General features: G+C 64.2%; 12 protein-coding genes. 7 read left to right on the plus strand and 5 right to left on the minus strand.

The genetic code is table 11. From position 1 onward, the window contains the following. The first annotated feature begins 220 nt into the window (after window positions 1-220). The 4 genes from uvrD to AC3WK8_RS00930 all read left to right on the plus strand — a co-directional run bounded on the left by uvrD (window position 221) and on the right by AC3WK8_RS00930 (window position 4,534). Complete coding sequence (uvrD, locus tag AC3WK8_RS00915) at window positions 221-2,404, plus strand: DNA helicase II (protein WP_085594073.1); 2,184 nt, start codon at window positions 221-223, stop codon at window positions 2,402-2,404. 90 nt (window positions 2,405-2,494) lie between these two features. Continuing rightward, window positions 2,495-2,935 carry an EamA family transporter gene (locus AC3WK8_RS00920; protein WP_053133496.1) on the plus strand — a complete coding sequence of 147 codons (441 nt, stop codon included), beginning with the start codon at window positions 2,495-2,497 and terminating at the stop codon, window positions 2,933-2,935. A gap of 179 nt (window positions 2,936-3,114) precedes the next feature. Continuing rightward, the gene (locus AC3WK8_RS00925) at window positions 3,115-3,990 is read left to right on the plus strand and encodes a Tim44 domain-containing protein (RefSeq protein WP_103324347.1); all 876 of its coding nucleotides are present in this window, start codon (window positions 3,115-3,117) and stop codon (window positions 3,988-3,990) included. Between the two features lie 136 nt (window positions 3,991-4,126). Then, on the plus strand, window positions 4,127-4,534 hold the full coding sequence (locus AC3WK8_RS00930) for an SMI1/KNR4 family protein (RefSeq protein WP_053133490.1): 408 nt from the start codon (window positions 4,127-4,129) through the stop codon (window positions 4,532-4,534). Between the two features lie 72 nt (window positions 4,535-4,606). Here the strand turns inward: AC3WK8_RS00930 and AC3WK8_RS00935 are convergent, their stop codons facing one another. Then, on the minus strand, window positions 4,607-6,370 hold the full coding sequence (locus tag AC3WK8_RS00935; RefSeq protein WP_085594071.1) for a cation:proton antiporter: 1,764 nt from the start codon (window positions 6,368-6,370) through the stop codon (window positions 4,607-4,609). A 351-nt stretch (window positions 6,371-6,721) separates the two neighbouring features. Here AC3WK8_RS00935 and AC3WK8_RS00940 point away from each other — a divergent pair, with 351 nt between their 5' ends. Beyond that, complete coding sequence (locus tag AC3WK8_RS00940; RefSeq protein ID WP_031320745.1) at window positions 6,722-7,207, plus strand: acyl-CoA thioesterase; 486 nt, start codon at window positions 6,722-6,724, stop codon at window positions 7,205-7,207. A gap of 253 nt (window positions 7,208-7,460) precedes the next feature. Continuing rightward, the gene (locus AC3WK8_RS00945) at window positions 7,461-8,867 is read left to right on the plus strand and encodes an APC family permease (RefSeq protein ID WP_103324348.1); all 1,407 of its coding nucleotides are present in this window, start codon (window positions 7,461-7,463) and stop codon (window positions 8,865-8,867) included. Window positions 8,868-8,879: 12 nt separating this feature from the next. Here AC3WK8_RS00945 and pdxY read toward each other — a convergent pair whose 3' ends face one another. After that, on the minus strand, window positions 8,880-9,752 hold the full coding sequence (gene pdxY, locus AC3WK8_RS00950) for a pyridoxal kinase PdxY (RefSeq protein WP_022641947.1): 873 nt from the start codon (window positions 9,750-9,752) through the stop codon (window positions 8,880-8,882). A 117-nt stretch (window positions 9,753-9,869) separates the two neighbouring features. Here pdxY and AC3WK8_RS00955 point away from each other — a divergent pair, with 117 nt between their 5' ends. Then, on the plus strand, window positions 9,870-10,259 hold the full coding sequence (locus AC3WK8_RS00955) for a DUF3301 domain-containing protein (RefSeq protein ID WP_103324349.1): 390 nt from the start codon (window positions 9,870-9,872) through the stop codon (window positions 10,257-10,259). Between the two features lie 30 nt (window positions 10,260-10,289). Here the strand turns inward: AC3WK8_RS00955 and AC3WK8_RS00960 are convergent, their stop codons facing one another. The 3 genes from AC3WK8_RS00960 to zigA all read right to left on the minus strand — a co-directional run bounded on the left by AC3WK8_RS00960 (window position 10,290) and on the right by zigA (window position 13,314). Beyond that, window positions 10,290-11,252 carry a CobW family GTP-binding protein gene (locus tag AC3WK8_RS00960; protein ID WP_103324350.1) on the minus strand — a complete coding sequence of 321 codons (963 nt, stop codon included), beginning with the start codon at window positions 11,250-11,252 and terminating at the stop codon, window positions 10,290-10,292. Between the two features lie 152 nt (window positions 11,253-11,404). Continuing rightward, window positions 11,405-12,106, minus strand: a complete 702-nt coding sequence (locus AC3WK8_RS00965; protein WP_103324351.1) for a DUF1826 domain-containing protein — start codon at window positions 12,104-12,106, stop codon at window positions 11,405-11,407. After that, window positions 12,106-13,314, minus strand: a complete 1,209-nt coding sequence (zigA, locus tag AC3WK8_RS00970; RefSeq protein WP_103324352.1) for a zinc metallochaperone GTPase ZigA — start codon at window positions 13,312-13,314, stop codon at window positions 12,106-12,108. Before zigA ends, AC3WK8_RS00965 begins: the two co-directional genes overlap by 1 nt. Window positions 13,315-13,343: the final 29 nt, after the last annotated feature.

Genomic DNA, 13,343 nt, shown 5'->3' on the forward strand with positions numbered 1-13,343 from the left:
TGAAACGTCGCCGGAGCATACACAAGCAAAGCCGCGAGCCAAACTGCCCCAAGTCATAAAATCGATAAAACCGGCGGTGCCGTAAATGCCCCGCGAGGGTTCGCACCGAGAAGCGCCAGAGGCTGTGGCCCGTGACTGGCCGGTCGTCCCCCACGGCTGTTTTATCGGCTAATGCGAAGCCGGGTTTGCCCGGTGTGGCGCGCGCCCCTAGAATGCGCCGATGCGCGATGATCTCTCCCTCTTGTTGAATTCCCTCAACGATGCCCAACGCCAGGCCGTAGCGGCCTCCTTGGGTCGTCAGTTGGTCCTGGCCGGCGCTGGTTCCGGCAAAACCCGTGTGCTGGTGCACCGTATCGCCTGGCTGATCCAGGTCGAGAACGCCTCGCCCCACTCGATCCTGTCGGTGACCTTCACCAACAAGGCGGCGGCCGAGATGCGCCACCGTATCGAGCAATTGCTGGGCATCAACCCGGCGGGCATGTGGGTCGGCACCTTCCACGGCCTGGCCCACCGCCTGCTGCGTGCCCACTGGCAGGAAGCCGGGCTGAGCCAGACCTTCCAGATCCTCGACAGCGACGACCAGCAACGCCTGGTCAAGCGGGTGATCCGCGACCTGGGCCTGGATGAACAGCGCTGGCCGGCCCGCCAGGCCCAGTGGTTCATCAACGGCCAGAAGGACGAGGGCCTGCGCCCGCAGCATATCCAGGCCAGCGGCGACCTGTTCCTGGCCACCATGCGCGGCATCTACGAAGCCTACGAGGCCGCCTGCCAGCGCGCGGGGGTCATCGACTTCTCCGAACTGCTGCTGCGCGCCCTGGACCTGTGGCGCGACCACCCGGGCCTGCTGGCGCACTACCAGAAGCGCTTCCGCCATGTGCTGGTGGACGAATTCCAGGACACCAACGCCGTGCAGTACGCCTGGTTGCGCCTGCTGGCCCAGGGCGGCGAGAGCCTGATGGTAGTGGGCGACGACGACCAGTCGATCTACGGCTGGCGTGGCGCGAAGATCGAGAACATCCACCAGTACTCCGACGACTTCCCGGACACCGAGGTGATCCGCCTGGAGCAGAACTATCGCTCCACCGCCGGCATCCTCAAGGCTGCCAACGCACTGATCGCCAACAACACCGGGCGCCTGGGCAAGGAATTGTGGACCGATGGCGGCGATGGCGAGGCCATCAACCTGTACGCCGCCTTCAACGAACACGATGAAGCCCGCTACGTGGTGGAAACCATCGAGAGCGCGCTCAAGACCGGCCTGGCCCGCAGCGACATCGCCATTCTCTACCGCTCCAACGCCCAGTCCCGGGTGCTGGAGGAAGCCCTGCTGCGCGAACGCATCCCATACCGCATCTATGGCGGCCAGCGCTTCTTCGAGCGCGCCGAGATCAAGAACGCCATGGCCTACCTGCGCTTGCTGGAAGGCCGGGGCAACGACGCAGCCCTGGAGCGGGTGATCAACGTACCGGCCCGGGGCATCGGCGAGAAGACCGTCGAGGCGATCCGCGAGCATGCCCGCCACAGCGATGTGTCGATGTGGGAAGCCATGCGCCAACTGGTGGCCAACAAAGGCCTGACCGGTCGCGCCGCCAGCGCCCTGGGGGCCTTCATGGAGCTGATCGAGAACCTGGCGGCCAAGACCCTGGACATGCCGCTGCACCTGATGACCCAGACGGTGATCGAGCAGTCGGGGCTGATTGCCTACCACGAAGCGGAAAAGGGCGAGAAAGGCCAGGCCCGGGTAGAAAACCTCGAGGAACTGGTCAGCGCCGCGCGCAACTTCGAGAACACCGAGGAAGACGAGGACCTGACGCCCCTGGCGGCCTTCCTCGGCCATGCCTCCCTGGAAGCCGGCGACGCCCAGGCGGACGAGCACGAAGACAGCATCCAGCTGATGACCCTGCACAGCGCCAAGGGCCTGGAATTCCCCTATGTGTTCCTGGTGGGCATGGAAGAAGGCCTGTTCCCCCACAAGATGAGCCTGGAAGAGCCCGGCCGTCTCGAAGAAGAACGCCGCCTGGCCTACGTCGGCATCACCCGGGCCATGCAGAACCTGGTCATGACCTATGCCGAGACCCGGCGCTTGTACGGCAGCGAGACCTACAACAAGGTCTCGCGTTTCGTACGCGAAGTACCCAAGGGCCTGATCCAGGAAGTGCGCCTGTCCAACAGCGTCAGCCGGCCTTTCGGCGGCGGCCAGTCCCAGAGCACCAGCAGCCTGTTCAGCGGCAGCGCGATCCCGGAAACCGGCCTGAGCCTGGGCCAGGCGGTACGCCACGCGGTGTTCGGCGACGGGGTGATCCTCAACTTCGAAGGCTCCGGGGCCCAGGCCCGGGTCCAGGTGAACTTCAGCGAAGGCAGCAAGTGGCTGATGCTGGGCTACGCCAAGCTGGAAGCCATCTAATCTCCCGGCAAGAACCGGCATGCCGGTGAAGGCGCAGCCTGCCCCTTCATCGGCACGCCAGGCCCATACCGCAATAAAGGAAGCACGAGCATGGGTTCAGGCTTTTTTTCATCGTGGACATTCTGGGCCCTGCTATCGGCTGTTTTCGCTGCATTGACGGCGATCTTCGGCAAAATCGGCATCGAGAACGTCAATTCCGACTTCGCTACCCTGCTGCGCACCGGGGTGGTGCTGGTGAGCCTGGCCTTGATTTTGTACGCAACGGGCCAATATCAGTCCCTGGAATCGATTTCTGCCAAGAGCTACCTGTTCCTGCTGCTGTCCGGGCTGGCCACCGGAGCTTCCTGGCTGTGCTATTACCGCGCGCTGAAACTGGGCCCCGCCTCGCTGGTAGCGCCGGTGGACAAGCTCAGCGTGGTGATCGTCGCGGTCATCGGCGTGGCCCTGCTGGGAGAGAAGCTCGATCTGCGGCAGTGGAGCGCCATCGGCCTGATCACCGCCGGCGTGGTGCTGCTGGCGGTTCGTCGCTGAACGACTGCGGGATGGAACCGGACCGCCCTCATACGGACAAATCCATATCGGCGAGCATGATTCCAGGCCGGACCGGAGCAAGCTGGCCAGGCAAAAGCCCGAAACATTATGCCGCTCGCTACTGACACGTCACCTGTGCAATATGGCGCGCGTGACATCCACAAATGGGAATCCCCTTTATGAAACGTTTTCTTAGCATCGCCATGGCGTTGTGCATCGGCCTGACGATGAGCCTCGACGCCAACGCCAAGCGCTTCGGCGGCGGCAAAAGCGCCGGCGCTGCCCCGACCCACCAGACTCGCCAGGCGGCCCCCAGCGCACCGGGCGCTCCTGCCGCTGCAGCCACCGCTGGCGCAGCCGGTGCCGCGGGCGCCGCAGCCAAGGCTGGCGGTGCTTCGCGCTGGCTCGGCCCTCTGGCCGGCATCGCCGCCGGCGGCCTGCTGGCCTCCATGTTCATGGGCGGCGGCTTCCAGGGCATGCAGATCTTCGACATCCTGATCATGGCGGTCATCGCGTTCGTGATCTTCCGCTTCATCGCCGCCCGTCGTCGCAAGCAGCAGGAGCAGTTCGCCCCGGCTGGCCACGCGCCGATGCAGCGCGAAGCCTTCCAGCCCCAGGCGCCTGCCGGCGGCTCGATCTTCGGCGGCTCGGCGGCTCCGGCCGCACGCCCGGTGATCAACGCTCCGGCCTGGTTCAACGAAGAGCGCTTCGTCGAAGCCGCGCGCAACCACTTCCAGTCCCTGCAGCAACACTGGGACGCCAATGAAATGGACAAGATCGCCGAGTTCGTGACCCCGCAAATGCTGCAGTTCCTCAAGCAGGAGCGCGCCGACCTGGGCGACGGCTTCCAGTCGACCTACATCGACAACCTGCAAGTGCAGCTCGAGGGCGTGGACGACCGTGCCGACAAGACCATCGCCACCCTGACCTTCAGCGGTGTATCGAAGACTTCGCGCTTCGACCAGGGCGAAGCGTTCAGCGAAAGCTGGAACATGGAACGCGCCCAGGGCGACAACCAGTCTTGGCTGGTGGCAGGTATCCGCCAGAACGGCTGATTCATCCTGCTGTCACAGCTGTAATGCAAAACCCCGACTCAGGTCGGGGTTTTGCATTTCCCGATTGCACTTATAGCGAGCTACTGTATAAACCGCCGTCAACCAACCGCGCCATAGAGCTAAGAGGACCCAGGCCGTGGAAGAAGTCATCGAACAACTCCGAGAAGCCAACGAACCGGTACCCGTGCCCCTGGAGCTGCCGGACGAAGACCTGCTGGTGGAAATCGAGGAACAGCTGTTCATCAATATCCCGTTCGTCTTCAAAGAGTTCCTGTTGACGGTCAGCGATGTGGTCTACGGCAGCCTGGAGCCGGTCACCGTCACCGATCCGCAATCGCACACCTACCTGCCCGACGTGGCGGCGAACGCCTGGGACATGGGCGTGCCGCGGGACCTGATCCCGATCTGCCAGGACGGTGACGATTACTACTGCGTAGAAGAAGACGGCACCGTGGTGCTGTGGTCCGGCGAGGAAGAGCTGATCACCGAGGATTCCTGGGAATCGGTGTGGCACTGGGTGCGGGACGTCTGGCTGGAAAGCTGAAACCATGACGCCGTGACCAGCCCGGTCGCGGCGCCGGATCCCTCGCCAGCGCCCTGCTGGCGAGAGGCAGGGTCAATGCCCGCCACCATCCTTGCTCTGGTCGAAGGTCTCGATCAACGCCACCTGCATCCGTGTATGCACGCGGATGAACCAGCGCCACAGCAGCGCCACCACCGCCGCCGCCACGATCGTCACCAGTACCAGCAGCTCCAGGGTCGGCAGGATGCTCGCCGACAACGCCGACAGCAGCAGGAAGATCACCAGCAACGACAAGACCGGGATCACCTCGGCGATCACCCGCCGCACCCGCTGGGTATGCCGCCCGGCCATTTCCGCCTTCACCCCCATCTCCGCCAGCAGCATCGATAGCGCCTTGAGCTTGCGATAGGCGGCGATCAGGAACGGCAGCGACAGCAGCAGCGCACCACCCCAGATCAGCGCCTTCTGCCAGCCCGGATCACTGATCCAGTCCTGCAGGTAAGTGCCGATGCGCCTGGAGAAGTAACTGCCCGAAAAGAAGATTGCCACCACCAGCGCCAGGTTGACCCCTACCTGCAGCAGGATCTTGCGGATCATCGATGCCAACAGCGCGCCCTCGCCCTGGGGCTGAATACTGCGCAACCACTCGCCGTACATTCCCAGCACCCGGCTCAGTCGCTTGGGCAGCACCGCCGACAGCTTCAACGACAGCGGGTCGGCGGCCTTGATCAGGTAGGGGGTGAGCAGGGTGGTAATGGCCGAAACCGCCACCGCCACGGGATAGAGGAAGTCGCTGGTGACCTGCAGGGTCATGCCAAGGGCGGCGATGATGAATGAAAACTCGCCAATCTGTGACAGCCCCATCCCTACTCGCAACGAAGTACGTCCATCGTTACCCGCGATGAAGGCGCCCATGCCGCAGGACAGCATCTTGCCCAATACCACCGCCACGGTGATCACCGCGATTGGCCAGGCGTACTGGAGGAGAATCTGCGGATCGATCATCAGGCCGATGGCCACGAAGAAAATCGCGCTGAACAGGTCGCGAACCGGTTCGATCAAGCGTTCGATCTTCAGCAACTGACGGGACTCGGCCATGATCGCGCCAATCAGGAACGCCCCCAGCACCATGCTGTATTCCAGGCGTACCACCAGCAGGCAGAATCCGAAGCACAGGCCCAGCACGGTGATCAGCAGCATCTCGTTGCTGTCGAACTTCGCCACGTAGGCCAGCAGGCGCGGTACCAGCAGGATGCCGATCACCAGCGCCACCACCATGAACAGCGACAGCTTGCCCACCGTGGAGAACACCTCGCCGGAACTCACCGTGCCGCTGACCGCGATGCTCGACAGCAGGGCGATGATGCCGATCCCCAGGATGTCCTCGACGATCAGCACGCCGAAGATCAGCTGGGCGAAGCGTTCGTTCTTCATCTTCAGGTCGTTGAGCGCCTTGACGATGATGGTGGTGGAAGAGATGGCCAGGATCGCCCCGAGGAACAGCGAATCCATGGTGCTCCAGTCGAACCAGCGGCCGATCTCGTAGCCGATCCAGATCATCAGGACGATTTCCAGGAACGCCGCGATGAACGCCGTGGCGCCCACCTTGAACAGCTTGCGCAGGCTGAATTCCAGCCCCAGGCAGAACATCAGGAAGATCACCCCGAGCTCGGCCAGGGTCTTGATGGTCTGCTCGTCGTGGATCAGCCCGAAAGGCGGGGTATGGGGCCCGATGATGAAGCCCGCGGCGATATAGCCCAGCACCACCGGCTGCTTGAATCGATGAAAGAGAACGGTCACCACACCCGCGACCAGCATGATCACGGCCAGGTCCTGAATGAAACTGATGGCATGCATGACCTAGGTTCTCCTTGAATGTTGGACGGGGGCCATCCTCGGGGAGAGCGTTTGAAAAGCCGCCTGCGCTGGCGTCAGTCGCTGCCTTGTCAGTGATCCCTGAAAAAGAAAGGTCCGATCTGTCGAAAGAAAGTGCTCTGCAAGAGCGATGAAAAACCCCTGGAACGGGTGTTTTGCAGGGTAACACTGCGATTTCCAGGCGGAAGGCGGTGCAATATATGGAAACAGATCCACCGGAGCGTGACGGCGCGGCACAGACCGGCGTCCCGTTATCGATGGCTTGAAATCCCTTTGGAGCAAGCGCCCGAGAGAGGTGCTCCAGCAACCCCTGCCCTGACCCGTGAGCGTGCTATGGAACCCGGAAACGCCCAACTGTCGATGACAGTATTGATGACCCCCGACATGGCCAACTTTTCTGGCAATGTCCACGGCGGCACCCTGCTCAAGTACCTCGACGAAGTCGCCTACGCCTGCGCCAGCCGCTATGCCGGCCGCTACGTGGTGACCCTCTCGGTGGACCAGGTGATCTTCCGCGAGCCGGTGCATGTCGGCGAGCTGGTGACCTTCCTGGCCTCGGTCAACTACACCGGCAACACCTCCATGGAGGTGGGCATCAAGGTGGTGACCGAGAATATCCAGGAGCGCTCGGTGCGCCATACCAACAGTTGTTTCTTCACCATGGTGGCGATGGACGATCAGCGCAAACCGGCCCCGGTTCCACCGCTGCAACCACAGACCGCCGACGGCAAGCGCCGCTACATCCAGGCCCAGCAGCGCCGGCAGATCCGCCAGGAACTGGAAAAGCGCTACCAGGAGATCAAGGCCGACGGCCCATGATCGCCAACCGCTGATCCCGCCGGACCACGGACGGTCCCCCTGCCCCCGAACAGCCAGCGCTCTCCCCCCTCGCTCCAGCCTCCATTTCCCCAAGGCCGTATATGCGGTCATCCCGAATGGCCATATCGATCCCTTTTTGACCACTTAGAGGGTTATACCGGCCCGATAGCGCTGCCAGAATCATCATGCAAGGCACAAACGCACTCCCTGCCCCGGGAGCCTTCGAGCCAACGAACGCGTGAGAACAATAACAATGCCCAGCGCCGATCCCCTGCCCAGCAGTCCGTCTCTGTCGTCTGCCAACGATCTCGGCGACTTCACCCACAGTGCCCAGGGCACCGCGCTACGGCGCATCCTCGGCTTGCCGGCCCTGGTGTTCTTCGGCCTGGTGTACATGGTGCCGCTCACCGTCTTCACCACCTACGGCGTGGTCACCCAGATGACCGGCGGGCGTACCGCAGCCGCCTACGTGATCACTCTCCTGGCGATGCTCTTCACCGCCCGCTCCTACAGCGTGATGGTCAAGAAATATCCAATTGCCGGTTCGGCCTACTCCTATGCCAGCTTGAGCTTCGGCCCGGGAATCGGCTTTCTTGCCGGCTGGTCGCTGCTGCTCGACTACCTGTTCCTGCCGATGATCAATTACCTGGTGATCGGTTTGTTTCTCAACCTGGCCTTCCCCGCCGTGCCCGCCTGGGTGTTCGTGGTGGCGACCATCGCCCTGGTGACCCTGTTGAACATCCGGGGCATCGGCTCGGTATCGAGCATGAGCAACCTGATCGTCTGCGCCCAACTGGTATTCGTCGTGGTGTTCCTGGCCCTGGTGGTGCGCCAGTTGGCCGGCGCCCCGGAGCTGGACCTCGGCGCTCCGTGGAGCGGCGATGGCAGCCAGCCCGGGCTGTTGCCATTGATGGCGGGAGCGGCGGTGCTGTGCCTGTCGTTCCTGGGCTTCGACGCGGTGTCGACCCTGGCCGAGGAAACCCGCGACCCGCGCCGGGACATCCCCCGGGCCATCCTCATCACCACCCTGGGCGCCGGCCTGCTGTTCATCCTGCTGGCCATGGCCAGCCAGCTGGCATTGCCCGGCAGCCGTTTCGACAACGCCGACTCGGCCGCCAGCGAAGTCATGCTGCGCACCGGCGGACGCTTCCTGGAAATGTTCTTCACCGCCACCTACGTGGCTGGCGCAGCGGGCTCGGCGCTGGCGTCCCAGGCCTCGGTCTCGCGCATCCTGTTCAGCATGGGCCGCGACGGCATCCTGCCGCCACAGGTGTTCGGCACTCTCTCGGAGCGCTACAAGACGCCGGTGACGGCGATCGTGCTGATTTCGCTGGTATCGCTGCTGGCGGTGGTGATCGACCTGACCACCCTGGCGTCGATGATCAGCTTCGGCGCGCTGGTGGCGTTCTCCGTGGTCAACCTGGCGGTGATCAAGAGCCACCTGGGCCAGGGCCAGCCACGCAGCGCCGAGTACCTGCTGCGCTACGGCTTGCTGCCGTTGATCGGCTTTGGCCTGATCGTCTGGCTCTGGACCAGCCTCTCGGCCCTGACCCTGGGCATCGGCCTGGCCTGGTTCGCCCTGGGCCTGGGTTACCTGGCCGTACATACCCGGGGCTTTCGGCAACCGGCGCCGACGGTGCAATTCTCCGAGCAAGCCTGAGGCAGGGGCCGGTCAAATGCCGATCGGCACAGCCTCGAAACGTACCCGGGGATGGGCGATACGATCCTGGGCGCGCACCAGTTCCAGCTCGTAGCTGGCGCAGGCCTGGGTTTCCAGCAGCACCTCGTGCACAGCCGCGGCGGTGAACTCGAACGCAGCCACCAGGCTGTCGCCCAGCAGCACCCGGGCCAGGAACAGGCCCGAAGTCAGGTCGCCCACCCCCACCGGCTGGCGCGGGAAGGCCAGCAGCGGACGCCGCAGGTGCCAGCTGCCGTCGGCGGTCACCAGCAGCATCTCGAAGCCGTCGGCCAGCTTGCCGGGGTAGTCCAGGTGCTTGACCAGCACGGCCTTGGGCCCCCTTTCCAGCAGTGAGCGAGCCATGGCCAGGCAATCGAACAACGATTGCGGCTTGCGCCCGCAGAAGCTGTCCAGTTCCAGCTGGTTGGGGCAAAGGAAATCCGCCATGGCCGCCGCCTCGTCGAGCAGGAAGTCGCTGACTTCCTCCGGCACGATGCAGCCCTTCTCCGGGTGGCCCATCACCGGGTCGCACAGGTACAAGGCCTTGGGATTGACCGCCTTGATCCGCGCCACGCCGCTGAGGATCGCCCGGCCCTGGGCCGCGCTGCCCAGGTAGCCGGAGAGGATCGCGTCGCAGTTGCCCAGCTCGCCGATGGCGGCGATGCCCTCGACCAACTCGGGAATCTGCCTGGGCGCCAGCACTTCCCCGGCCCATTGGCCATACTGCGTGTGGTTGGAAAACTGCACCGTGTTCAAGGGCCAGACATTCACCCCCACCCGCTGCATGGGAAATACCGCAGCGCTGTTACCGGCGTGGCCGAAAACCACATGGGACTGGATCGCAAGCAGGTGGGGCGTACGTTTCATGCAGGATTTTCCATAGAACCGGGAGAATTCAAGCCGCGCAGTATGCGACTAAACGCAGCCTGTACGACAGACCGGAGACGCAGTTAAGCTGATGTCACTTCGTTGGAGCACACCTTCATGCTGACCCTTGGAAACATCTTTGTCTTGATGTTGCTGGCAACCGGCGCTGCCTGGTTGTGGCACAACCACGGCCTGCGCGAGCGGGCACTGGAGCGGGTCAAGCAGCATTGCGCCCGGCTCGATATCGAACTGCTGGACGGCAACGTGGCCCTCAAGCGCATCGGCTTCGTCAAGGATGCCAAGGGCCGCCGGCGCCTGGCGCGGATCTACAATTTCGAGTTCACGGTGACCGGCGAGACCCGCCATTCGGGGACTATCACCCAATTCGGCGCCCATAGCGCGCATATCGAGCTGGCGCCCTATCCCTTTGAGGTCAAGGAGCCACTGCCCAGCGCCGAGATCATCGAACTGAGCCAGTGGCGCGAAGAGCACCGCAAGCGTAACTGATCACTTCTTGAACAGCCCTCGTTCGCGCCCCTACACGCGGCACTGCGCCAGGCTGGCTTGCAGCGCGGTCACATCCTGAGGCTCTGCGAAGATCAGCTCCAGGCGCGAATCCCGCCGCCACTCGCTGGGCAGCCAATTGAATGGCGAGTTATCCAGGCCATTGCCCGAGCGCCAACCCTCGGCGCTATGGATCACCAGCTTGGCCCGACGCCAATCGAGGTTCTGTAGCCAGTGATCGATCCGCGCCAGGTCGAACTGCTGGCCCGGATGCCAGCGCCAACCGATGCTCCAGCCATCCTCCTGGGCCTGGCTGAGGCAGATCGGCTGCGTCGGATCACTCCACACCGCCGGTAGTTGCGCCAGGCCATGGGGCAGCTCGGGCGGCTCCAGGGCAGCCTGGGCAGTGACGCTCAACCCCGGCAGCTCGGCCAGCGGCAAAGCCGCGTGGCGTGTCCAGAACAGCGGCCGCCCCGGCAGCAACTCCAGCACCCGCAGCCGATCGTCGGCGCTGAGCAGTTCATCCTTGTTCAATACCAGCAGGCCCGCTTCGGGCAGCGCTTGCGACTGCGCCGCCGGCAACGGCTGGCCCGCAGCCAGGGCCTGGGCGTCGAGCACCAGCACGCATGGCTGCAAAGCCAGCACGCCTTGCCAGGGCGCCTGCGCCAGCTGCTTGAGCAGTTGCACCGGATGACCGAGGCCAGAGGGTTCGATGAACAGCCGATCGGGCTGGGCCTTGCGCAGCAGACGCCCCAATCCGACCTGGAACGGCGCACCGCTGACGCAGCACAGGCAGCCACCGGCCACCTCACCAAAGGCGATACCGTCGTCATCACGGCTGAGCAAGGCTGCATCCAGGCCGATCTGGCCGAACTCGTTGATCAATATCGCCCAGCGCTCGTTGGCTGGCCGCTGCTCCAGCAGATGGCGAATCAGGCTGGTCTTGCCGGCGCCCAGGGGCCCGGCAATCACGTGGGTGGGGATGTTCTGCAGCATGGGGGAGAAATCCGAAAAAGCCGTGAAGCGATGCTACGCCCTTCCCGGCCCTGGCGAAAATCCGCTCGCCCGTAGCCTTCTGCGCATAGGAGCTGCCTGGGGGCCGGGACAGCCCCGGCGCCGAAGCTTGCGCAACCTGCGGCAGCGGCCTGTCAGCCCAGCCAGTCCAGGGTCAGGATCAACCGGCGCTCGCCGGGCGCTGGCTGCGGGGAGCGATGAATCAGGCCGAAGCCTTCGTTGCCATGCCACTTCTCCCCCTTGAACAGCGCGACCGCACCGCTGGCGATCTGCTGGATCAGCACCGGATCCCGGGGCTCAGCCTCGGGTTGGCCCAGTTGCCGGCGATCCATTGCGCCTTCGCGCAGCCATTGGCTACCAATACCGGCATAGGTGGTGATCAGGCGCATCGGTACATGATCGACGTGGAAACGCGGACACATGGCCTTGTCCAGCGCCCTCAAGCGCAAACCTACGCGGCGGGCGCCCAGCAGGCAGGAAAAAGCACTGACCAACCAGGAAACATCGGCGATAAAGCCGTCATATCCCTGCAAGTCGCTGAACCCTGACGCCAACCCGCGCAAATTCGGCACCGCGTCCTCGTCGGCCAATTCCAGGCTCAGGGACTCCGCCAGCGGCTCGTTCAACGACAGCAGCAGCTCGCCGAAATCTGCTATATGCGCCGGCAACCGGCGCTGCCAGAGGCCGAGGTTGACCTCATCGGCGAGCACTTCGGCCAGCACCGCCGGGGTCGAGCCGATCGCCGGTCGCCGGGCCGCCCTCGCTCGTCCGGCCAGCAGGGGCCAGGCCGCTGGACGCCTGGCCAACGGCGTCAATGGCGCGCCCAAGGCCAGCATCAGGCGGCCTCCTCGTCATGCCAGGGGCCGAACGGATCGGCCAGCAAGCTCCAGGCCTCGACGCCCAGGGCCATTTCCCCGTCATCCAGCAGGCATTGGTCCAGCTCGACGGTGAGTTGGGCAAAATCGATGTCCTGGCCGATGAACACCAGCTCCTGGCGGCAGTCGCCGGTGGCGGGAGTCCAGTTGTGCATGATCGCCGCCGTGCCTTCCTCGTCCTGGGGCCAGTGCTGCTTGGGCACGAAGCGCCACCAGCGGCCGGCGAAGCCATGGCGCATCAGGCCACCGGCCTGGGACCAGCTGCCCGCCTCCTGGTACTTGCTGGCGAGCCAGAAGAAGCCCTTGGAACGCAGCAACTTGCCGTTGCTCCAGGGCCGGTTGATGAAATCGAAGAAGCGCTGTGGATGAAACGGTCGCCGGGCCCGATAGGCACTGGAGGCGATACCGTATTCCTCGGTTTCCGGCACGTGTTCGCCCCGCAGCTCCTGCAACCAGCCCGGCGCCTGGGCCGCTCGCTCGAAGTCGAAGCGGCCGGTATTGAGGATCTTCGCCAGCGGTACCTGGCCCATGACCATGGGGATGATCTCTGCCTGGGCATTGAGCCGCGCCAGGATCGCCAGCAGTTCCTGGCGCTCTTGGCTGCTGATCAGGTCGATCTTGCTCACCAGGATCACATCGGCGAACTCCACCTGCTCGATCAGCAGGTCGGTGATCGAGCGCTCGTCTTCCTCGCCCAGGGTTTCCCCCCGCGAGGCCAGGCTGTGCGCGGCCTGGTAATCCACCAGGAAGTTCATGCCGTCGACCACGGTGACCATGGTGTCGAGCCGCGCGATGTCCGCCAGGCTCTGGCCGGACTCATCGCGGAAGGTGAAGGTTTCCGCCACCGGCAACGGTTCGGAAATACCGGTGGATTCGATCAGCAGGTAGTCGAAACGGCCGTCGCGGGCCAGCTTGCCCACCTCCTCCAGCAGGTCTTCGCGCAGGGTGCAGCAGATGCAGCCGTTGCTCATCTCCACCAGTTTTTCTTCGGCGCGATTGAGGCTGACATCACGCTGCACTTCGCTGCCGTCGATGTTGATTTCACTCATGTCGTTGACGATCACCGCCACCCGCAGGTTGTCGCGGTTGCGCAGCACATGATTGAGCAAGGTACTTTTGCCGGCGCCGAGAAAGCCGGACAGCACGGTAACGGGAAGACGTTCGTTCATGGGTGGTTCCTCATCAGGTTCGCGGCTGG

The organism is Pseudomonas sp. FW507-12TSA, from assembly GCF_058781435.1.